This is a genomic window from Acidobacteriota bacterium (genome assembly GCA_039683095.1).
Classification (GTDB): Bacteria; Acidobacteriota; Aminicenantia; order Aminicenantales; family Saccharicenantaceae; genus RBG-16-66-30.
This window is the reverse complement of sequence record JBDKSB010000012.1, coordinates 746,979-768,297: the sequence shown is the minus strand read 5'-3', so window position 1 is coordinate 768,297 and position 21,319 is coordinate 746,979. Positions and strand designations below refer to the sequence as shown.

Annotated in this window: 16 protein-coding genes; 5 read left to right on the top strand and 11 right to left on the bottom strand. The window is 67.8% G+C overall.

The annotated features are described in order from the left end of the window. Window positions 1-61: 61 nt before the first annotated feature. On the top strand, window positions 62-1,744 hold the full coding sequence (locus ABFD52_11170; protein ID MEN6561326.1) for a peptide MFS transporter: 1,683 nt from the start codon (window positions 62-64) through the stop codon (window positions 1,742-1,744). A 122-nt stretch (window positions 1,745-1,866) separates the two neighbouring features. Here ABFD52_11170 and ABFD52_11165 read toward each other — a convergent pair whose 3' ends face one another. Further along, on the bottom strand, window positions 1,867-2,946 hold the full coding sequence (locus ABFD52_11165; protein ID MEN6561325.1) for a uroporphyrinogen decarboxylase family protein: 1,080 nt from the start codon (window positions 2,944-2,946) through the stop codon (window positions 1,867-1,869). 121 nt (window positions 2,947-3,067) lie between these two features. Between ABFD52_11165 and ABFD52_11160 the strand changes: the two genes are divergently transcribed. The 4 genes from ABFD52_11160 to ABFD52_11145 are packed head-to-tail and all read left to right on the top strand — an operon-like array spanning window position 3,068 to window position 6,467. Next, entirely contained in the window at window positions 3,068-4,189 is a 1,122-nt protein-coding gene (locus ABFD52_11160) for an ABC transporter permease (protein ID MEN6561324.1), read from the top strand. A gap of 1 nt (window position 4,190) precedes the next feature. Further along, entirely contained in the window at window positions 4,191-4,940 is a 750-nt protein-coding gene (locus ABFD52_11155; GenBank protein MEN6561323.1) for an ATP-binding cassette domain-containing protein, read from the top strand. Beyond that, window positions 4,927-5,871: an MlaD family protein gene (locus tag ABFD52_11150; GenBank protein MEN6561322.1), complete on the top strand. Its 945-nt coding sequence runs from the start codon at window positions 4,927-4,929 to the stop codon at window positions 5,869-5,871. The genes ABFD52_11155 and ABFD52_11150 overlap by 14 nt, the downstream gene beginning before the upstream one ends. Continuing rightward, the gene (locus ABFD52_11145; protein ID MEN6561321.1) at window positions 5,868-6,467 is read left to right on the top strand and encodes an ABC-type transport auxiliary lipoprotein family protein; all 600 of its coding nucleotides are present in this window, start codon (window positions 5,868-5,870) and stop codon (window positions 6,465-6,467) included. Before ABFD52_11150 ends, ABFD52_11145 begins: the two co-directional genes overlap by 4 nt. Before the next feature lie 124 nt (window positions 6,468-6,591). Here ABFD52_11145 and ABFD52_11140 read toward each other — a convergent pair whose 3' ends face one another. From ABFD52_11140 to ABFD52_11095, 10 genes are all read right to left on the bottom strand, one after another. Next, window positions 6,592-7,851 (bottom strand): uroporphyrinogen decarboxylase family protein, encoded by a 1,260-nt coding sequence (locus ABFD52_11140; GenBank protein MEN6561320.1) that lies wholly within the window; start codon window positions 7,849-7,851, stop codon window positions 6,592-6,594. Next, window positions 7,848-9,206: an APC family permease gene (locus ABFD52_11135; GenBank protein MEN6561319.1), complete on the bottom strand. Its 1,359-nt coding sequence runs from the start codon at window positions 9,204-9,206 to the stop codon at window positions 7,848-7,850. The genes ABFD52_11140 and ABFD52_11135 overlap by 4 nt, the downstream gene beginning before the upstream one ends. 150 nt (window positions 9,207-9,356) lie before the next feature. Then, the gene (locus ABFD52_11130) at window positions 9,357-12,425 is read right to left on the bottom strand and encodes an aminotransferase class III-fold pyridoxal phosphate-dependent enzyme (GenBank protein MEN6561318.1); all 3,069 of its coding nucleotides are present in this window, start codon (window positions 12,423-12,425) and stop codon (window positions 9,357-9,359) included. Between the two features lie 107 nt (window positions 12,426-12,532). Further along, window positions 12,533-13,717 (bottom strand): PatB family C-S lyase, encoded by a 1,185-nt coding sequence (locus ABFD52_11125; protein MEN6561317.1) that lies wholly within the window; start codon window positions 13,715-13,717, stop codon window positions 12,533-12,535. A gap of 137 nt (window positions 13,718-13,854) precedes the next feature. After that, window positions 13,855-14,799, bottom strand: coding sequence for an aminopeptidase (locus ABFD52_11120; protein MEN6561316.1), 945 nt, complete (start codon window positions 14,797-14,799; stop codon window positions 13,855-13,857). Between the two features lie 42 nt (window positions 14,800-14,841). After that, a complete protein-coding gene (locus ABFD52_11115) occupies window positions 14,842-16,845 on the bottom strand; it encodes an oligopeptide transporter, OPT family (protein ID MEN6561315.1) in 2,004 nt (667 codons plus the stop codon). 54 nt (window positions 16,846-16,899) lie between these two features. Further along, on the bottom strand, window positions 16,900-18,822 hold the full coding sequence (locus tag ABFD52_11110) for a SurA N-terminal domain-containing protein (protein MEN6561314.1): 1,923 nt from the start codon (window positions 18,820-18,822) through the stop codon (window positions 16,900-16,902). A gap of 16 nt (window positions 18,823-18,838) precedes the next feature. Next, window positions 18,839-19,342 (bottom strand): HIT domain-containing protein, encoded by a 504-nt coding sequence (locus ABFD52_11105; protein MEN6561313.1) that lies wholly within the window; start codon window positions 19,340-19,342, stop codon window positions 18,839-18,841. Then, complete coding sequence (locus tag ABFD52_11100; GenBank protein ID MEN6561312.1) at window positions 19,342-19,617, bottom strand: HU family DNA-binding protein; 276 nt, start codon at window positions 19,615-19,617, stop codon at window positions 19,342-19,344. The genes ABFD52_11105 and ABFD52_11100 overlap by 1 nt, the downstream gene beginning before the upstream one ends. Further along, complete coding sequence (locus tag ABFD52_11095) at window positions 19,610-21,319, bottom strand: 30S ribosomal protein S1 (GenBank protein MEN6561311.1); 1,710 nt, start codon at window positions 21,317-21,319, stop codon at window positions 19,610-19,612. Before ABFD52_11095 ends, ABFD52_11100 begins: the two co-directional genes overlap by 8 nt.

The window sequence follows — 21,319 nt, the reverse complement described above, 5'->3', positions numbered from 1 at the left end:
TGTTATAATCCCGGACTTGAGAGTCATCCGGCATCCGCGCGCATTGCAAGGACGGTGAATCATGTTCAAAGGGCACCCCAAAGGCTTGTTCGTCGCCTTCTTCTCCAACATGGGCGAACGCTTCGGCTTCTACACGATGGTCAGCATCTTCACCCTGTTCATGCAGGCGAAGTACGGCATGTCGTCGGGGACAGCGGGCCAAATTTATGGACTTTTTATGGCCGCCGTTTATATCTTTCCTCTGCTCGGCGGCTTCCTTGCCGACAGTTACCTCGGCTACGGCCGAACGATCCGCCTGGGGATCGTCGTTATGTTCGCCGGCTACATCCTGTTGGCGCTGCCCACGGCCATGGCCACCGGCCTGCCGCTCGTCATCGCTGCCCTGGCCATCATCGCCCTGGGCACAGGCCTGTTCAAAGGCAATCTCCAGGCCTTGGTCGGCAACCTGTACGACGACCCGAAATACTCGCCCTTGAGGGACCGGGCTTTCAGCATCTTCTACATGGGCATCAACATCGGGGCCATGTTCGCCCCCTCGGCTTCCACGGCCGTGTGCAATTGGATCATGAAGGGGGCCGGCTTCACCTACGATGCCCGCATCCCGGCCCTCGCGAATAACTTCCTCAAGGGCACACTGGCCGACGCCTCGTCGTTCCTGTCCATCGCTCAGGGGCAGGACCACTCCGTGACCCTGGTCACCCTGGGGGACTTTGCGACGCGCTACATCAATCAACTGAGCAAGTCCTACCACCTCGGTTTCGGCGTCGCCTGTATCAGCCTCATCGTCTCCATGATCGTTTTCTGGGCCTTCCGCAGGCATTATGCTCTCGCCGACCTATCCGAAAGGCAGAAGGCCAAGTCCGAAGCCCACAAGTCCCAGGTCGTCGAGATGTCCCCTGAGCAGACCCGCGAACGCCTGTTCGCTCTTGGCCTGGTCTTCCTCATGGTCATCTTCTTCTGGATGGCCTTCCAGCAGAGCGGCGTCACCCTGACCTACTTCGCCAGGGATTACACGGTTTCGAGCGTCGGCCAAGCCGCCTTTCTTTTATTCGACTTGACGGGGATATTGCTGGTCGTTCTTGCCCTGGCCGGCCTTGTCGTCCTAGTGCGTAAGTCGTCCGGCTGGCTGGCCCGCGTCCTTGGCACCTTGGCTTTCTCCGGTTTCGGCTTCCTGGCCTTCCTGCGCTATAGGGGATACGGAGCCACGAACAGCTTCCAGCCGCAGATCTTCCAGCAGTTCAACCCCATCTTTATCGTCGCCCTGACGCCCATCGTTGTAGGCTTCTTCGGCTGGCTCAACCGCAGGGGCAAGGAGCCTTCGGGACCGCGCAAGATCGGCATCGGCATGCTGTTGGCCGCGGCGGCCTATGCCATCCTGATCGCCGGCTCGATCGGGCTGCCAAGCCCGAAGGCTTTAGGTGGGATGGTGGCCCCGGCTGCCTCCCAGGTCTCCGTCCACTGGCTCATCTCGACCTATTTCATGCTGACCATCGCCGAGCTCTTCCTCAGCCCGATCGGCATCTCCTTCGTCTCCAAGGTCGCCCCGCCGAAGTACAAGGGCCTGATGCAGGGCGGCTGGTTCGCGGCCACTGCCGCCGGCAACTACCTCGTCAGCGTGACGTCCTTCCTTTGGGGACGATTACCGCTCGTGGCAGTCTGGGGCATCCTCGTTGCGGCCTGCCTCCTGTCCGCCACGGTCATCTTCTTGATCATGAAGCGGCTGGAGCGGGCGGCCGCCGCCTGAGGTCCGCCTGAACGCGGCCGCGAAGCCCCGCTTCTGCAGATGGGGTCAAAACTACCTTTTGCCCATTCTTAGACAAAAGGTAGATTTGACCCTCTCCGGTTTCCGCCGGCCGGCCCGGCCGATCAGAGGATTGCTTTCTTCTGATCCAGGTAATACAGGTAATTCTCGTAGCTGACGTCCGGCGGGACGCGGTGGTCGACGCAGGGCAGGTAGCCGCCGCGCTCGACGAGCGGCCGGAGCTTCTCGAGCTCCCGGTCGATGGCCTCCCGGCCGGCGATCAGGGCGAGCTTGTCCACCCCGCCGAGCAGGAGAACGTCCGTCCCGTATTCGTTCCGGAGCCGCCAGGGATCGGTGTGGGCGGCCTCGATGGGGAACATGCAGTTGATGCCGCCCCGCAGCCAGCCCGGGACCAGGTCGTAGATGCGGCCGTCGCAGTCGAGGACGTTGACGAAGACGCCCTTGGCCTTGAGGGCGCCGGTGATGCGCTTGTAGCGCGGCACCATGAGCTCCTCGAAGAGCCGCGGCGACATCAGCGGGCCGTGGTTGTAGCACATGTCCTCCCACCACCAGGCCACGTCGATCCGGCCGCCGCCCGGGATGTGGCGCTCGATCAGGTCGAGGTCCATCCGGGTGACGTGCTCCATCATCTCCTCGATCCAGTCCCGGTCGGTCATCAGGGCGATGGACAGGTTCTCGAGGCCCATCCAGTCGCGGAGCCAGCCGTAGAGCGAGCCGCAATGGAAGAGGATGGGCAGGCCCGTGGCATGGGCCGCCTCGACGGCCGCCGTCACGTCCCCGACCCGTCCGGGCGCGCGGGGATCGAGCCGCTCGTCCCTCAGCCGCTCCCAGTCCGCCCGCGTCTCGACGGCGAACTTGACGAACTTGGGCATGGACGAGTCGTAGTCGAGCATCTCGGCCAGGGCCCCCTCCCTGGTCTGGACGATCCGACGGCCGTTCTTCTCGTCCAGGGTCCGCACCTCGAACTCGGGGTAAAGCCCCCTCTTGACCGGCGCCTCGGGGATGATCTCGAGCCCCTCGAGGCCGAGATGCCGCTCGATATCCTGGTTGGTCCGGCATTCGCGCGGCAGGCCCTGGTCATGCCAGACGGCGATCGTCTTGTCCCAGTAGCCGAACTCCATGTTGGGGACGCGGTCCGGCTTCTCCCAGCGGAAGACCTTGTTGAACCGTTCTCGGGCAGTCATGGGCGCGACGATGATATCCCGGGGGGCCGGCCGCGTCAACGGGGCTCCGGCGCCGGTACCGTGTTTGAAAAGCCTGCCCCCCTGTAATAGAATGGCCTGCGCCAGGATCGGAGCGGTCAGAATGAACAGCAGGCAGGATCGGAAGAGCGAGGTCGCGCCGGCCCCGTCCGCTCCCCGGACGATCCTCCTGCCGAAGAAGCTCAGGGCGGCCGAGGTGGCCGCGCTCCTCCGCGGGCTGCGGCACCCGGAGGCCGGCGGGCCCCTGACCCTGGATTTCCGGGAGGTCGAGGATTTCGACGGGGCGGCCCTGGCCCTCCTCGGGCGCGTCGCCCAGGATCTGCCAGGCCTGACCGCGGTCAACGTTCCCGAGGCCGTGGCCCGGGCCGGCCGCGGCTTCTCCAGATCGCCGTCGGGGTCCTGGCCGGCCAAGCCGGCGGAGCCGCGCACGGGCAGCCGCGCGGGCCGGTTCGTCCGGGCCCTGGCCGGCCTCTTCCTGAAGCGGGCCCGCATCACCATCGAGTTCCTGTCGATGCTGGCCGACGAGGTCTTCCATGTGGCCGCGTATTTCCGGACGCGCAAGGGCGTCTATCCGGGGGAGATCGGGAACCAGATGTTCTTCATGGGCTACGGCTCCTACCCGATCGTCTGCGTGCTCCTGTTCCTGGTCGGCGTGACCATCTCGTTCGCCGCCTCCAGCCCGCTGGAGCGCTTCGGGGCCTCGACCTTCATCGCCGATATCATCGGCTACGCCATGCTCCGGGAGCTCGTTCCGCTCATGGCCGGCGTCATCCTGGCCGGCAAGATCGGCGCGGCCATCACGGCCGAGCTGGCCAGCATGAGCGTTCTCGAAGAGGTTGACGCCCTGAAGACGATGGGCGTAGTCCCGGAGCGCTTCCTGATGGTGCCGCGGCTCGTGGCCATGACCGCGGTCGTCCCGCTCCTCGTCGGCCTGGCCGACGTCTGCGGCATCGCCGGCGGCATGACGGTCTCGGCGATCAAGTACGGGACGCTGCCGAAGGAATTCCTCGACCGGATGGTCAACACGGTCGATTGGACCGATTTCGCCTGGGGCCTGGTCAAGACGGTCGTTTTCGGCTGGACCATCGTCGTCGCCGCCGGCTACAAGGGGCTGACCGTTGGCCGGAGCGCCGAGGAGGTCGGCCGGGCCACGACGGAATCGGTCGTCCTGTCGATCACGCTGGTCATCGTCATCGACTGCCTGTTCGCCTTCGTGCTGTACTGACATGGACATCATCCGCGCCCGGAACCTGACCATCGGCTACGGGGGGGAGGCCATCCTCCGCGACCTGACCTTCGGCATCCCCGCGGGCCGGATCACTGTCGTCCTGGGCGTCAGCGGGTCGGGGAAATCGACCCTGCTCAAGAGCCTGGCCGGGCTCCTGCCGCCCCTCGGCGGGACGTACGAGTTCGCCGGAAGCCCGGTGGACTACGCCTCCGAGCGGTCGCTCCAGGGCCTGTACGACCGGATCGGGGTCCTCTACCAGGGCGGCGCGCTGCTCAACGGGCTGAGCCTCTACGAGAACGTGGCCCTGCCCGTCCGCATGCACTACCCCGAGATCCCCGAGGACATGGTCCGGGACATGGTCCACGCCGGGCTGGCCCAGGTCGACATGGCCGCCGCCGCCGACAAGTACCCGCCCGAGCTCTCCGGCGGCATGGTCAAGCGGGGGGCCCTGGCCCGGGCCCTGGTCCTCGATCCCGACATCGTCTTCTGCGACGAGCCCTCCTCGGGCCTCGACCCCATCACCTCGTCGCTCCTTGACGACCTGCTCCTCCGTCTCAAGGAGACCTTCGGCATGACCCTGGTCGTGGTCACCCACGAGCTGCGCTCGATCGAGCGGGTGGCCGACCGCATGCTCGTCCTCAACGACGGGCGCCTCCACTTCGACGGCGACGCCGGCGAGCTGGCCGCCTCGGACGACGAGTTCATCCGGACATTCTTCCTCAGGAAGCACCATCATGATGACGAATGAGCAAAAGACACGGCTGGGGATCTTCCTGGCCCTGGCGACGGGCATCTTCCTGGTCGTCGCCGCCTTCTTCATCGCGCCCAAGCTCCGCGATCCCGGCGAGATCTACGTCGTCAGGTTCTGCAACACGTCGGTCAACGGCCTGCCGGTCGGCGGCGACGTCAAGTACCGCGGCGTCACGGTCGGCCGGGTCGTGGCCATCAGGCTTGACCCCAAGGACATGGACTGCGTCGAGGTCGAGGTCAAGATCCGGCCCGGACTGACCATGAAGACCGACATGCAGGCCTACATGGTCTACCTCGGCATCACCGGGAACAAGTACGTCGAGATCAGCGGCGGGAACGCCTCCTCCCCGGATCTCAAGCCCCACGCCGTGATCGCCATGGGACGGGGCCTGGGCGAGAAGGCGGACGATATCGTCAACAACATCCAGACGACGGCCAAGCGCATCACCGACGTCCTCTCGCCGGAGAACGTGGCCCGCTTCTCCGCCCTCATGGACAACGCCGCCAGGGGCTCGGCCGCGCTGGCGGGGGTCCTCCAGGGCCGCCAGACATCGCTCGACAACACCCTGGCCAGCCTGGAGAAAGCCACGGCCGATTTCGCCGCGGCCATGACGACGTTCAAGCCCATGGTCAATGACCTCGACCGGCTCATCGGGACCGTAGAGACGGGCTCGAAGCAGACCCTGGGCAACATCTCCCAGCGGTTCTCGGCCGAGGAGCTCGGCGCAGCGATCACCGACCTCAGGACGTTCCTCTCGACGGCCTCGGTCAGCCTGAAGAAGATGGAGAACGTCCTGCTCGAGCAGCAGACCCAGCTGCAGCGGACGTTCGCCAGCCTCGGCGACGCCATGGAGAACCTGAGCCGCTTCTCCCGGGAGATCGCGGAGGAGCCGTCGGTCATCCTGCGGACACGAAAGGACAAGAAATGAAGAGGACCATCATCCTGCCGGCCGCGGCCGCCCTGATCCTCCTCGGCGCGGCCTGCCTGTCCACGCCGTCGAAGCGGTATTTCCAGATCGTGCCGATCGAGAAGGACTCCGAGCGCCATCCCACGATCGACAAGGTCCTCTACATCGAGCCCGTCCGCGTCGACCCGCTCTACGACGACTACCGGATCATCTACCGGGTCTCGCCCTACGAGCTTAAATACTATTCCTCCGTCTTCTGGGCCAAGAAGCCCGCCGACCTCTTCCGCGAGGCGATCGTCGAGTACCTTGTCCGCAAGGAGGGCTTCTCCCGGGTGAGGATCGACGTCCTCCAGGGCGATCCGGCCATCGTCCTGCGCTCGACCGTCAGGCTCGTCGAGGAGATCGACAATCCCAAGGTCTGGTTCGGCCGGCTGTCCATGGAGCTCGAATTCCTGGATTTCAAGAGCGGGAAGAGCCTGGCCCGGCACACCTTCGACAAGCGCCTGCCTCTCGGCGCCCGCAAGTCCCAGTACCTGCCGGCCGCGGTCTCGGGCATCCTCGTCGAAGAGCTGGACGCGGCCGTCGGCAAGCTGGCCGACGCCCTGGCCGCCCGCTGAGCGGCCGGGCAAGCCCGGTCTTGCCGGGCGGGCTTGCCAAAAGGGGGACACGTACGGAATTCCAGAGAATTTCGAGCATGTCCCCCTTCTGCGAAACTCAGCTCGCTTCGAAAGGGGTTCTCGCCTAGTCCCGGCCGCCGTATTCCTGGATCGCCCGGAACATCGCCGCGATGTTCGCGGTCGGGACGTTGGCCTGGATGTTGTGGACGGCGTTGAAGACGAAGCCGCCGTCGCGGCCGAGGATGTCGCAGCGCTCGAGGACCTCGGCCCGGACCTCCTCCGGCGTGCCGAAGGCCAGGGTCTTCTGGGTGTCGACCCCGCCGCCCCAGAAGACGAGGTCGCGGCCGAACTCCCGCTTGAGCCGTCGCGCGTCCATGCCCGCCGCCGAGATCTGGACGGGGTTGAGGATGTCGAAGCCGCTCTCGATGAAGGACGGGATGAGGTCGAAGACCGCGCCGCAGGAATGCTTGAACGTCTTCCAGGCCGTGCGGGCGTGGATCCAGCCGTTGATGCGCTGGTAGTAGGGCAGGTAGAGCTCGCGGAACGCCGCGACCGAGCAGAAGGTCGACTGCTGCGTCCCGAAGTCCGTGCCGCAGACGAACGCGGCCTGGACCCGGTCGCCGACCCGGGCCGCGATCCTTTCCAGGTTGGCCAGGGCGATCCCGGTCTGCCGCTCGAAGACCCGGTGGATATAGGGGCGGCGGGTCAGGGTCGAGACGTACCATTCCTCGACGTCGCGGATGCCCCTGGGGCGCTTGAGCTGGGGGCCGGGCACGAGGGCGATGTCGCCGAGGGCGGTGCCGCCGAAGGAGGCGATGACCCCCCTTCCGGTCGCCGCGGCCCGGCGGCTCTCACGGTCGAAGTGGTCGAGGGCCGCCTCGGACACGGGGGCGAATTCCTGGAGGTTGTCCTCGGGGTCGAGCCGGGCCTCGTCGATCGGCTCCTGGCGGATGATGGTGTCGAAGAAGAAGCCGTCCCTGGGCAGCCGGGCCGAGGGCGGCGCCGAAGTGTCGCCGCCGGGGAAGACGAGCGTGTCGCCGTTCGCGTCCCTCGCCGTCCGGAAGTTCCCGGACATGAGGACCTCGGTCCCGTCATCCATGCGCCAGGGGGTCCAGTTCTCGTTGCGGCAGCCGAACATCGTCTCCGGCCCGTAGACGCCTTCGACGTCGATGCCCAGCGCGTCCCGGAGATCCTCGTCGATCCAGCCGAGCATCTGGTAGGGCTCGTGGACCTTGACCAGCCGCTTCTCCAGGCCGTAGTGCTCGCGGAGGCCGATGACGCACCTGACATGCATGCCGGTGACGCCCGTGCCGTTGAAATCGACAGGGATGCGGTCGGGCTGGCGGTGGTCCAGCGCGGCGGCCAGGCGCTCGCGGCCGGTCATGAGCACGGGGGCCTCCCCGGCTCGTCCTCCGCCCGGCGCCGGCTGACCCGCCGCATCAGCAGGAAGACCGGCAGCCCGGCGGCGAAGAAGATCGACCCGTAGAGCGCCTCGCGGGTCTGGGTCGCCAGCACGGACCCGGCCACGGCCAGCATCGTGGCGATGAAAACGGCCGGCAGGACAGGATAGAGCGGGACGCGATAGCCCGTGTAGGCCTCGCCGGAGGCCCGGGCCTTGCGCCTCAGGAAAAAGACGGACGACGAGACGACGGCCAGGGTGACGGTGTCGAGGAACATGACATAGTTGACGATGTTCTCGAACTTACGCAGGAGGAAGATCGAGACGAGGATGATCAGGCCGAGGAAGAGCAGGCCGAACTCCTGGGCCTGGGTCCTGGCGTTGACCTTCTTGAAGACCGCCGGCAGGGTCCGGTCCTCGGCCATCGAGTAGTAGACCCGGGGGATCTGCATCAGGGTGACGTTGAGGAAGCCCATGGCCGAGAGGAAGATGGCCAGGGAGACCACGAGCTTGCCGGTCTCGCCCAGGGTGACCCGGGCCGTCTCGGCGGCCACGAGCTTGGCCCCGGCGATGCCGGGGACGCCGAGCGTCCTGACGTAGGCAACATTGATCGTCAGGTAGCAGGCCAGGACGATGAGGATGCCGAAGAAGATGGCCCGCGGCACGTTGCGGCGGGCATCGTGGACGTCGGCCCCGAAGTTGATCGTGTTCTGGTAGCCGCCGTAGGCGTAGAAAACGAAGATGAAGGCCACGCCGAGAGCGAAGAACCAGGGCCGGTCGAGAGGCAGGGAAGCGGGCCCTTCCGGAGCCTTCTTCGACAGGAAGGCCGCCGCCGCCAGGACGCCGATCATGACCACCTTGAGGATGCTCAGGACGTTCTGGGCCCAGGCGCCGGTCTTGATTCCCAGGTAATTGACGGCCAGGAGCCCGAGGACGAGAACGATGGCCGTGACCTGGACGCGGGCCGTCGTCGGCGCGGCGCCGGGGAAGACGATCGGCGTCAGGTACTCGGCCCCGATCAGGGCCACGCCGGCCGCCCCGGCCCCGTTGACGATGACGACGTTGGTCCAGTTGAGCATGAAGGCCAGGCCGGAGCCGTAGTTCTCGGCCACGACCTTGTAGTAGCTGCCGGGCTTGGCGAAGCGGCCGCCGATCTCGGCGAAGGTCAGGGCGCCGAGCAGGCTGACCAGCCCGCCCAGGACCCAGGCGGCGTAGAACAGGGCCGGGGTCCTGGCCGCCGCGGCGACCATGGCCGGGGTGCGGAAGATGCCGATGCCGATGATCAGGCTGACGACGATCATCGTCGCGTCGAAGGTGGTCAGCTTGGCCTTGATGTCCATGGCGGCGCAGCCTCCGTTCCCAACCATTCTATCCAGGCCCTGATGATTGACAAGCGATATTTCCGGTCCCGGAAGACGCCTCCCTGCGGCCCTGCCCGGAGCCAGGCCCAGGCTCCCCGGGCAGCGGGAAGCGCGGAATGGGCCTCGACGCTAGGCGGCGCGCGCCGGGTCCTCGCTGAGGATGCCGTCCAGCGTCGCGACGAAAAGGTCGGCGTCGGCCTCCGAGAAGCAGAGCGGAGGACGGATCTTGATGACGTTATGCAACGGGCCGTCCGTCCCGGCGAGGATCCCGAGGTCGCGCAGGCGCTCGACGACGTAGGACGCCTCGGCCCCGGCGGGCTCCAGGGTCCGGCGGTCGCGGACGAGCTCGAGGCCGAGAAACAGGCCCGAGCCGCGGACGTCGCCGATGATCGGATGGCGGCCGGCCAGCCGCCGCAATCCGGCCAGGAAATGGCCGCCGACCCGCAGGGCCCGGTCCTGGAGCCGGTCCTCCTCCATGACGTCCAGCACGGCCAGGCCGGCGGCGCAGGCCACCGGGTTGCCGCCGAAGGTGCTGAAGAATTCCATGCCGTTGTCGAAGGCGGCGGCGATCTCCCCGGTCGTCACGACGGCGGCCAGCGGGAAGCCGTTGCCGATGGGCTTGCCGAGGACGACGATGTCGGGGACGACCTCGTGGGTCTGGAAGCCCCAGAAGCTCGTCCCGAGCCGGCCGAAGCCGACCTGGACCTCGTCGGCGATGCACAGGCCTCCGGCCGCCCGGACGTGGCGGTAGGCCTCGGCCAGGTAGCCGCGGGGCAGGACGATCTGCCCGGCGACGCTCGGCAGTGTCTCGGCGATGAAGGCGGCCGGCCCGCCCCGGGGCGCGGCCTCTTCGGCGATGACGCGGCCCACGGCCGCGGCGTACTTCTTCCCGGCCTCCGGATCGTCGCGCTTGAAGGGGCCGCGGTAATCGTCGGGCAAGGGCGCGACGTGGACCCAGGGCCGGCGTCCCCGGCCGCCGGGCCCGTTGAACTTGTAGGGGCTGATGTCGATGAGGCCGGTCGTGTGGCCGTGGTAGGCCGCCTCCAGGACGATGACGTCCTCGCGGCCGGTGCGGGTCCGGGCCAGGCGCAGGGCCAGCTCGTTGGCCTCGCTGGCCGAGTTGAGGACGTAGCAGACGCGGAGCGGGGCGGGCATCAGCGCCGTGAGCCGCCCGGCGTAGCGGACCAGGTTGTCGTGGAGGTAGCGCGTGTTGGTGTTCAGAAGGGCCATCTGGTCCTGGACGGCCCGGACGACGCGGGGGTGGCTGTGGCCGACGAGGGGGACGTTGTTGTAGGCGTCGAGATAGGCGCGGCCGGCTTCGTCATAGAGGCATTGCATCCAGCCCCGGACGATCTTCAGGGGGTCGCGGTAGGAGACGCTGAGGTTATGGCCGACGAGACGCCGGCGCGCGGCCAGGGTCTCCGTCTTGGCCGGCTCCGCCGCCGGGAAGCGGCCGGCCGGGACGCCCAGGATCAGGTTGGGGTCCGGGGAGAGGCCGGTCCAGAGCGTGCGGCGGCCGGCCGCGGCGACGCCCGGGAAGTCCTCGTCGAGGCCGAGGAGATCGAGAATGATCTGGACGTGGACGTGGGGCCACCAGTCGCCGTTCGCCGGCGGGGCCCCGACGGCGGCGAAACGCTCGCCGGCCCGGAGCGCCCGGCCGGGTTCGAGCCCGGCCGTGGAACCCGGATCGAGATGGCCGTACAGGGTGAAGAACTCCGGCCCGGACGGGACCGCGTGGCGAAGGATGACCAGCGGACCGTAGTCCTTGGGCGCGTCGTTGCTGGCGACGACGTGGACCGTCCCGTCGAGAGGGGCGCGCACGGCGCTTCCGGGGGGCACGCTCAGGTCGACGCCGAGATGAACGGTCCGCCGGGCGGCGGACGGGCCGGCGCCGGCGGCGAACGCGCCGGCCGTGTAGAGCGCCCGGGCCTCGTCGTAGCGTCCGAGGCCGACGGCCGCTCCCGCGCCCGCCATCGCCCGGGAGACGATCTCCGTCAGTCGCGGCGTCTCGAAAGCGGCCGGGTCGGCGCCGAGCATGCGGCTGCCGACGGACAGGTCCAGGACGGCGACCGGGGCCGCGCGCAGGTCGTGATCGAGGACGGGGGCGAACGACCCCGCGGCGCTGCGGAGCCAGCCGACGACGGCCGGGCCGTGCGGGACGGGAGGCAGGCCGCAGGCGTCGCGGTAAGCGTAATGGGCCAGCCGCGGCGGGACCCGGTCGAAGGCCTCCAGGGCGGCCCAGGCCGGCGCCTCGCTGACCGTGAGATAGGGATCGCCTGGTTCGGCGGCGGCCCGGCAGGCTGAGTTGACCACGCTGACCGCCAGGCGGGCGCGGACCAGGACGTCGAGGACGGCGATCTCCTCGTCGGCGAGCGGGCGGAGGCGATGGTAGCCGGCGACGAGCGGCCGGACGGCCTCGAGCGGGTCGGCCGCGCCGAAGGACGCGTAGGCGGCGGCGACGGCCGGCTCGGCCGCGGCCGCCGTCTCGATCATGTCGCCGAAATCGATCAGGCCGGCCAGGCGCGGCGGGCGGCCGGGCTCGACCCGGACGAGGATGTTGTGCTCGTTGGCGTCGGCGTAGACGACGCCGCACCGCAGGCGGCCGAGGACCGGCGCGGCCTCGGCGTCGAAGCGGGCCAGGACCTTCTCGACGAGGGCCCGGCGGCGCGGGTCCCGCAGGAGGCCCAGGTGTTCCCGGATCCAGCCGGCCCGGGCGAGATCCCACTTGAGCTCCCGGCGGGCGGCCGGGTGCGAGAACCCCTCGAGGGCCAGGTCGAGGCGGGCCAGGGCGCGGCCGAGCTCTTCGAGCAGCCCGGACGTGACCGGCCGGATCCCGGCGATCGGGCGTCCCTCGAGGTAGGACAGCATCCAGACGATCCGCGGCGGCCCGTCGCCGGCCGGGACCGTGGACCAGGGCCGGCCGGCTCCGTCGGGCACGACGCGGGGGACGGGCAGGCCGGGGTCGCGGGCCGCGATCCGGGCCAGGGCGGCGCACTGCATGTCGACGAAGCCCGGGTCGCGCCTCGGGTGCATGACCTTGAGGACGCGCGACGAGCCGTCGGCGGCCGCCAGCCGGAAGTTGTCGTCGTATTCGCTCGGCAGGGCGCAGGCCTGGGCCTCGAGACCGTAGAGGTCGCGGGCCAGCCGGACGGCCTGGCCCGCCGTCGTCCGTGTCTCAGGATGCGCGCCGATATCCAATGGAATTCCTCCTCCGTGGTCGTGTCCCGGTCAGGACTCCGGCATCGGGATGATAGAAGAACGGTTCCGGGCCGTCAAGGAAGACGCCCGGAAGAACGGCCGGGGGATTATCGGCCGGCCGGCTGGCCCTTGACGGCGCGCTCGATCCGTTCCAGCGCCTCGAGGAGGACCGAGCGGGGGCAGCCGAAGTTGACGCGGACGAAGCCCTCGAGCTCCCGGCCGAACATCGCCCCGTCGCTGAAATAGACCCCGGCTTTCCTCAGGAAGAAATCGTCGAGGGCGCCCGGCGCGAGGCCGAGCTTCCGGCAGTCGAGGAGCGCCAGGTAGGTGCCCTCGGGCCGGATCAGCCCGATCGCGGGAACGCGCTCGGCCAGGAAGGTCTCGAGCAGATCGATATTGGCCTCGAGATAGGGCAGCAGGGCGTCGAGCCAATCCCCGCCGTGGCGGTAGGCCGCCTCGAAGGCGACGATGCCGAGGGCGTTGCCGAGATCGAAGCCCGAGCGCTCCGCCTCGTCCTCGAACCTCTTGAGCAGGTCGGCATTGGCGGCGACGACGGCGGCCGTGGACAGGCCGGCGACGTTGAAGGTCTTACTCGGGGCGACGCAGGTGACCGTCTGCTGGGCCAGCTCCGGGGACAGCGCCGCGAAGACGTGATGGCGGCGGCCGCCGTAGACGAGGTCGTGATGGATCTCGTCCGAGACGACGAGGAGGTCCCGCTCGACGGCGATCCGGCCGAGGCTCTCGAGCTCCTCCCGGTCCCAGACGCGGCCGACGGGATTGTGGGGGCTGCAGAGGATGAGCATCCGGCCCGGGGCGTCGATCTTGGTCCGGAGGTCGTCGAGGTCCATCGTGTAGCGCCGGCCGTCGAACCGGAGCGGATTGCGGACGACCCGGCGGCCGTTGTTCTCGATCGCGTAGTAGAAAGGATGATAGACGGGCGTCTGGATGATGACCGGGTCGCCCGGGCGGCTGAAGGCCCGGACGCAGTAGTTCAGGGCCGGGACGATGCCGGGGGTCATGGCCATCCAGGCTTTCTCGACCTCCCAGCCGTGCCGCCTCCGGAACCAGTCGACGGCCGCCGCGCAGAGCGACGGAGGGACGAGGGGATAGCCGAAGACGCCGTGATCGACGCGGCGGCGGAGGGCCTCGATGACGGCCGGGGGCGACTCGAAATCCATGTCGGCCACCCACATCGGGATGGCGTCCCTGGCGCCGAGGACCTGGCGCGGATAGGCCCACTTCATGGATTCCGTCCCGGTCCGGTCGATGATCCTGTCGAAGTCGTATTTCATGTCATATCACCGAAGCCCTCTTATACCCGATAAGAGGAACGGGTTCAAGCGATGCCCGGGTCCACGGGGGCGGTCACGAAAAGAGAGCCCGTCCCGACGGGGCCCGGGAAAAATGGGAAACGGGTATCATTCCCCCATTAAATGAGGAACTTGCCGTTCCTGGCGATGAGCTTCCCGTTGGCCCGGATGGTGACCTTGTCGACCAGGGCGTCGAAGTGGAACTTGCTCTTGTTCTTGCCGAGGCCGTAGGAATCGCCGATGGCGAAGTGGACCGTGCCGAAGGCCTTCTCGGCCTCGAGCATGTTCGGCGAGATGCGGGCGCCCTTGTTCGTGCCGATGCCGAACTCGCCGATGACGCGGGCCGTCGGGTCGTCGCCGACCGTCCTGATGACCTCGGCCACGCCGGCGCCCTTGAAGCCGACGAGCTTGCCTTCCTTGAACGTCATCTCGCCGGGCCCCATCTTGTCGTCGATGAGGCCGATGACGATCTTCCCGGTGAAGGTCGCCTCGACCGGCGCCGTGAAGCATTCCCCGGCGGGCAGATTGCCGTGCACGCCCTTCCTGGAGATGTCGCCGATGTCGGCGTCCCATCTCCGGCCCGCCACGCTGAAGGCGATGCGCGTGCCGGCCGCGTTCTCGATCTCGATCGCGGCGCCCTTCACGGCCCGCATGACCTTCCTGGTGAAGCGGGCCATCTCCGAGAAGTCGATGGCCACCAGCCGCTCCATCATGTCCCGGGTGATGCCCGGCATCATGCAGATGCGGCCGTGCCTGGCGCCCTCGGCGACCATGAAGCCGCGGAAGGGTTTCTCCGGGAAGCGGCCCTCCAGGAGGTAGGTCGTGGCGCCGGCTCCCCGGATGAGCTCCTTGAACTGGCGGGTCGGCCCGGTGATGGGCCGCAGGGTCTCGGTCATGAGGTAGGTCGTCGTCTCCGCGCCCGCCCGCCTGGCATAATGGGCCAGGGCCTCGGCGATCTCGAGCTTGGCCGTGTCGGTGACCAACAGGTACTTCTCGCCCTTCCGGAGCCGGAGCGCCTGGTTGACGGCCCGGTCGGCGGCCGCGTAAAGCTTGTTCGTCGTCATCGTCCCCTCCCTTCGCGCCGGCGCGCTTTTGCCGCCGCCGCCTTATTTCTGCCGCCGCGCGTCCCAGTAGACGAAGCCGCACAGCAGGACGAACGCGGCCAGGCTGAAGATCTGTCCGTAGGCGTCGAACCAGGGCCGCGGCGCCCCGTCGACCCAGCGCCCGGCCTCGAGGACCATGGGGATGCCGAGGCTGATGGCCTGGTCGACCTTGAGCAGCTTCAGGACGGCCAGGACGATGCCCATGAGGGCGCCGCCGGCGATGAAGCCCGAGGAGATGATCGTACCGCGGTTGTTGCGACGCTCGGCCAGCTCCTTGTCCTTCGTCGATCTCTTGACCAGGTGCGAGAGGAACCCGCCCACGAGGAGCGGCGTCGTCAGCGGCAGGGGCAGGTACATGCCCAGGGCGAAGGCCAGCGGCGGCACCTTGGCCAGCTCGGCGACCAGGGCCACGGAGGCGCCGATGCCGTAGAGGAGCCAGGTCACCGGCTCGCGGGACATCATCGACTTGATGACCGAGGCCATGAGGTTGGCCTGGGGCGCGGCCAGGGCCCCGCTCTGGAAGGAGAAAGCCTTGTCCAGGAGGGCTATGGCGACGCCCACCGTCAAAGCCGAGACGAGGACGCCGGCGAACTTGAACCGCTCCTGGTTGCGGGGCGTGGCCCCGAGCCAGTAGCCGATCTTGAGGTCGGTGATGAAGCTGCCGGAGATCGACAGGGCCGTGCAGACGACCGCCCCGATGAGCAGGGCGACGGCCATGCCCTGCTCCCCGGACAGCCCGGCGCCGAGCAGGATGACGCTCGACAGGATGATCGTGATCAGGGTCATGCCCGAGACAGGGTTGGTCCCGACGATGGCGATGGCGTTGGCGGCCACGGTCGTGAACAGGAAGGACAGGAGGAGGCAGATCAGGACGCCGATCACGGCCAGCTTCAGGTTCGCGATCCAGAGGAAATAGAGGAACAGCCCCGCGGCGGTGGCCAGGAGGCCGAGGATGATCGTCTTCATGTGCAGGTCGCGGTCGGTCCGCGGCGCCGCGGCCTCGTCGGCCCGCTGGCCCCGGAAGATCTGGCGGAAGCCGAGCGAGAACGACTTGACCATGACCGGCATGGACTTGATGATGCCCAGGACGCCGGCCATGAAGATGGCCCCGATGCCGATGTTCCGGACGTAGGCGCTGAAGATCTGGGTTTCGCTCATCCCGCTGATGGGCACGGTCCCGGGGTAGACGGCCCCGGGGATGTGCTGGCCGAGGAACCAGATGGCGGGAATGAAGCCGAAGTGCGAGAGCAGCCCCCCGGCCACGATGACCGCGTTGTAGCGCAGGCCGATGACGTAGCCGAGGCCGAGGAAAGCCGACAGGGCGTCGAGCTTGAAGACCATCTTCGTCTTGACGGCCAGGCTGTCGAGGAAGGGCACGAAGCGGAAGTCGATGAGCTCGTTCCAGAGCCGGACGCCGATGGTCAGGAACTCGTAGACGCCGCTGACGGCGACGCCGAGGATGAGGGCCCGGGCCTGCTTGCCGCCGGATTCGCCGGAGACCAGGATCTCGGTCGTGGCCGTGGCCTCGGGGAAGGGGAGCTTGCCGTGCTGCTCGACGCAGAAGTACCGGCGCAGGGGGATGAGGAAGAGGATGCCCAGGCAGCCGCCGAGGAAGGTCGAGAGGAAGATCTTGACGATGTCCGTCGGCAGGCCGAGGATGTACAGGGCCGGGATGGTGAAGATGGCCCCGGCCACGAGGGCCCCGGACGCGGCGCCGATCGACTGGAGGATGACGTTCTCCAGGATCGAGCTCTTACGCTTGTACATGTAGCCGACGCCGACGGCCAGGATGGCCACGGGGATGGCGGCCTCGGGCACCGTGCCCACCTTGAGGCCGAGATAGGCGATCGAGAAGGTGAAGAACAGGGACATGAACAGGCCCCAGGCCACCGAGCGGACGGTGACCTCGGGGACCCTGGCCTCGGCCGGGACGAAGGGCGCGTAGGCCCGGCCGGGCGGCAGCTCCTGGTAGGCCTCGGGCGGAAGGGACTTGCGGGATGACTCCATCGCGGTCTCCTTTCTCGGCGTCGATGTTCTGACCTGACGCCCGGGCCGGCAGGCTTATGACTGGCCGGAGTACCTCGACAGGACCTCCTGGCTCAGCCGCTGGTAGGCTTCGGCGTTGATCTTGACCTTCTTCTCCTCGCGGGCCTTGGTCATGTAGGCCATCAGGAAGCGGTTCTTCTTGTCGCCGAGGAGCGTATCGCGTTCGGAGGCCTTGACCTTCTCGAACTCCTCCCTGGTCGCTTCCTTGCGCTCGAGGACGCGGAACAGGGCGTAGCCCTCGTCGACGGCCGCCGGCTCGCTCGTCTGCCTGAGCGGCAGGCTGAAGAGCAGGGCGTCGATCTCGGGCCGCTCGCCGACCAGGCTCAGGTACTGCTCCCTCTTGTGGGCGTCGACCGACTTGTACTCGAGCTTGAGCTTGGGGGCCTCGAGGTGCCAATCGTCCTTGAGCCCGGCCCGGAGCTCGCGGAGCCGGGCCAGGGCCGCGGTCTTCTTGAGCTCGTCGGTCATCTCCTTGGCCACCTCGTCGCGGACCTCCTCGAACCTGGCCGGCCGCTCCGTCTCGACGGCCTTGAGCTCGGCCAGGGCTTCGCCGGCGTAGGTTGGGATCGGGGCGGAGATCTCCCTGTCCTTGAGCCCGAAGAGGGCCGAGCTGACGGCGCCGGTCGTGTCGAAGTCGCCGAGCGGGTCGCCGCGCTTGAGGGCGCCGGTCGAGGCCGGCTTGAGCCCCATCTTCTGGGCCGCGACGTCGAGGCTCTTCTCCTTGCGGGCCGACTTCTCCAGCTGCTGGATGCGCCCGGCCACCAGGGTCCGGGCCTTTTCCTCCTCGAGGATGCCCTTGATCGCCGTCTTGACCTCGGCCAGGGCCTTGGTGACGGCCGGCCTCTTTTCCGTAACCTTGAAGATCGCGGCCCCGGCCTCGGCCTCGACCACGACGGAGACGGCCCCGGCCTCGAGCTTGCCGACGGCCTCGGTCTCTGGGGCGGACAGGGACTTCCAGTCGTAGGCTCCCCAGTCGCCGCCCGCCGCCGCCTTGTCGTCCTTGGAGAAGGCCCGGGCCAGGGCGGCGAAGTCCTCGCCGCCGGCCGCGCGCTTCCGAACGTCGCCGGCCTGGGCCAGGACCTTGTCCTTGTCGGTCGCGCCGAACGGCAGCCAGATGCGGCTGGCCTTGACCGTCTCGGGCTCCTGGAACTGGGCCGTGTTGTCGCGGTAGTACTTGTCGATCTCGTCGTCCTTCACCGCGACCTCCTTCCTGAGGTCCGCGGTCCGCAGGACGACGTAGTCCGCCGTCCGCTTCTCGGGGACCTTGTAGGCCGCGGCGTTCCGGTCGTAGCGGGCCCGGATCTGGGCCTCGCCCGGCGCCGCCGGGGGCTCGGCCTTGGCGGTCTCGGCCACGAGATACTCGATCTTGGCCGAATCGTTCTGCTTGCTGTAGGAACCCCAGACCTCCTCGTCGGTGACGAAAAGGCCCGCCGTCAGGGACTCGACGACCTTGCTCATGAGGACTTCCTGGCGGATGCTGGACTCGAACTCGGCCAGCTGGATGTGGTTGTACTCGAGGGCGCGCTTGTAGTTCTCGAAGCCGACGAACTTGCCGTCCAGCTGCAGCCCGGGGAAGGACATGATCTTGGCCCGGACCTCGGTGTCCGAGGCCTTCAGGCCCATATCCGAGGCGATCTCGAGCAGGAGACGCTGCTGGACGAGCTGCTCCAGGGTCTGCTGCGGCACGCCGAGCTGCTGGATGAGGCCGGCGTTGAGCTCGCCGCCGCCCAGCTGCTTCCGGATGGCCTCGAGCCGCTGGCGCAGGGCCTGGTAGAACTCGTCGGAGGAGATATTGGCCCCGCCGACGGTGGCCAGCGTATCGGCCCGACTCCTTTCGCCCAACCGTCCGGCGCCGCCCCAGATGGCGAAGATGGCCACCACGAACACGGCGACCAGGACCCAGAGGACGAACTTGAGCGATTTGACGTTGCGTCTCATGGTTTTCAGCATGGCATCACCTCGAACGGCGTCGCCGCTCTTCGTCGAAAAGCGGACGCAGTTTCCGATAGGTCGTTTCCAGGTCCTCGATGAAGACCCGCGTGCCCCCGATGAGGGGCATGAAATTGGAGTCCCCCGTCCAGCGGGGGACGACGTGGAGATGGTAGTGCCCGGCCACCCCCGCCCCGGCGCTGGCGCCGAGGTTCATCCCGGCGTTGAAGCCCTGGGGCCCGTAGGCCCGGCGCAGGACGAGCAGGGCCGTCCGCTGGAGCTCGGCCATCTCGGCCCGCTCCGCCGGCCCGGCCTCGGCGTAGTCCGCCAGGTGCCGCTTGGGGGCGATCATGAGGTGCCCGGGATTGTAGGGGTAGCGGTTGAGCATGACGAAGTTGCGCCGGCCGCGCAGGAGCACGCCCGCCGCCCGGTCGTCGCGGCCCTTCAGGGCCTCGCAGAAGATGCAGCCCTTCACTGCGGCGGCCTGGCGGACGTAGTCGGCCCTCCAGGGAGCGGAGATGTAGCGCATTACTTGTTGATCAGCTCCTTGAGGAGCTTGCTCGGCTTGAAATAGAGGACCTTCTTCGGCGGGACCTTGACCGGCTCGCCGGTCCGGGGATTGCGCCCGGCCCGGGAGGTGCGCTTGCGGAAGCGGAAGCTGCCGAAGCCGCGGATCTCGATCTCCTCGCCGCGCAGGATGGCCTCGCGGATGGTCTCGAAGAACAGGTTGACGCCCTCCTCGGCTTCCTGCTTCGGAATGCTCAGCTCCTGGGAGATCTTGTTGGTCAGGTCCGCCTTAATCATGGGAGTCCTCCTTTTTGGCCCTCTTCTTCGGGGCCTTGAAGCCCTTCAGCTGGTCCCTCATGATATCGCCGAAGGTCATGCGATCGTTCTGGGATTCCATGAACCGCTGGAACTCCTGCTTCTGAAGGTCGTACTGGGCCTGCTTGAAGCTCAGCGAGATCTTCCTGGCCTTGGGGTTCATCTTGACGATCTTGGCGTTGCGCTCGTCGCCGACGGCGAACATGTCGGAGGGTTTCTCGAGCTTCTTCTCGTCGAGCTCGGCCGTGAAGACGACGCCCTCGATGCCCGGGACGATCTCGACGAAGGCCCCGAAGTCCGTCAGGCGGACGATCTTGACGTTGACGATGTCGCCGATCTTCTGCCGGGTGAAGAACTCCTCCCAGATGTCCCCCTCGAGCTGCTTCATGCCCAGGGAGACCTTCTGCTTGTCGACGTCGATGTTCAGGACGATGGCCTCGGTCTCCTGGCCGAGCTGGAGCTTCTCGGATGGATGCTTGATCTTCTCCCAGCTGATGTCGGAGATGTGGACCAGGCCCTCGATCCCCTTCTCGACCTCGACGAAGGCGCCGAAGTCGGTCAGGCTGGTGACCGTGCCCTTGACCCGGGAGCCGACGCCGTGCTGCTGGCGGAAGGTCTCGAGCGGGTGGGGTGAGGCCTGCTTGAGCCCGAGGGAGATGCGCTTGGTCTGGGGGTTGACGTCGAGGACGGTGACCACGACCTCCTGGCCCGGGGTCAGGACCTTCTTGGGGTGGACGAGCTTGCGCGACCAGGTCAGGTCGGAGATGTGGACCAGGCCCTCGACGCCCTTCTCGAGCTCGACGAAGGCGCCGAAGTCGGTCAGGCTGGAGACCTTGCCGGCGATCTTCTGGCCGGCCTGGTACTTCTCGGCGATGGTGGCCCAGGGATCGGGCGTCAGCTGCTTGAGGCCGAGGGAGATCTTCTCGGTCTTCTCGTTGAAGTCCAGGACGACGACCTCGACCTCCTGGCCGAGGGCCAGGTAGTCGGAGGGGCGGATGCCCTTGCCCCAGGAGATGTCGGAGACGTGGAGCAGGCCCTCGATGCCGCCGAGGTCGATGAAGGCGCCGAAATTGGTCAGGGACTTGACCCGGCCCGCGACCTTCTCGCCCTTGACCAGGCTGCCGAAGACGGCCTTTTTCCGCTTCTCCCGCTCTTCCTGGAGGACGAGCTTGCGCGACAGGACCGCGTTCTCGGTCTTGCGGTCGAATTTGATGACCCGGAACCTGAACGTCTGGCCGATCAGGGCCGCGGGGTCCTTGACCGGACGGAGATCGGCGTGGGACTCGGGCAGGAAGGCCGGCAGGCCGACGTCGACGTGGAAGCCGCCTCGTGTCCGCTCGACGACCGTGCCGCTGACGATCAGGCCGTGCTCGAAGGCCTGGTCCAGGGTCTCGATGGCCCTGACAGCGTCGGCTTTCTTCTTGGACAGGACGAGATAGCCGTCCTTGAGGTCGGTCTTCTCGAGCATGGTCTCGACCTCGCTGCCGGGCTCGAGGGCCTCCAGGGCGGCGGGGTCGGTGAAATCCTCGTTGGGGATGAGGCCCTCGGTCTTGAACCCGACGTCGACGAGGACGTGGGTCGGGGTGCGCTTGATGACGCGGCCCTTGAGGACCTTCCCCAGCGTGATCTCCTTCGTGCTGTACTCGTAGCGGTCGAGCAGGTGCTCGTAGTCTTCGGACGACAT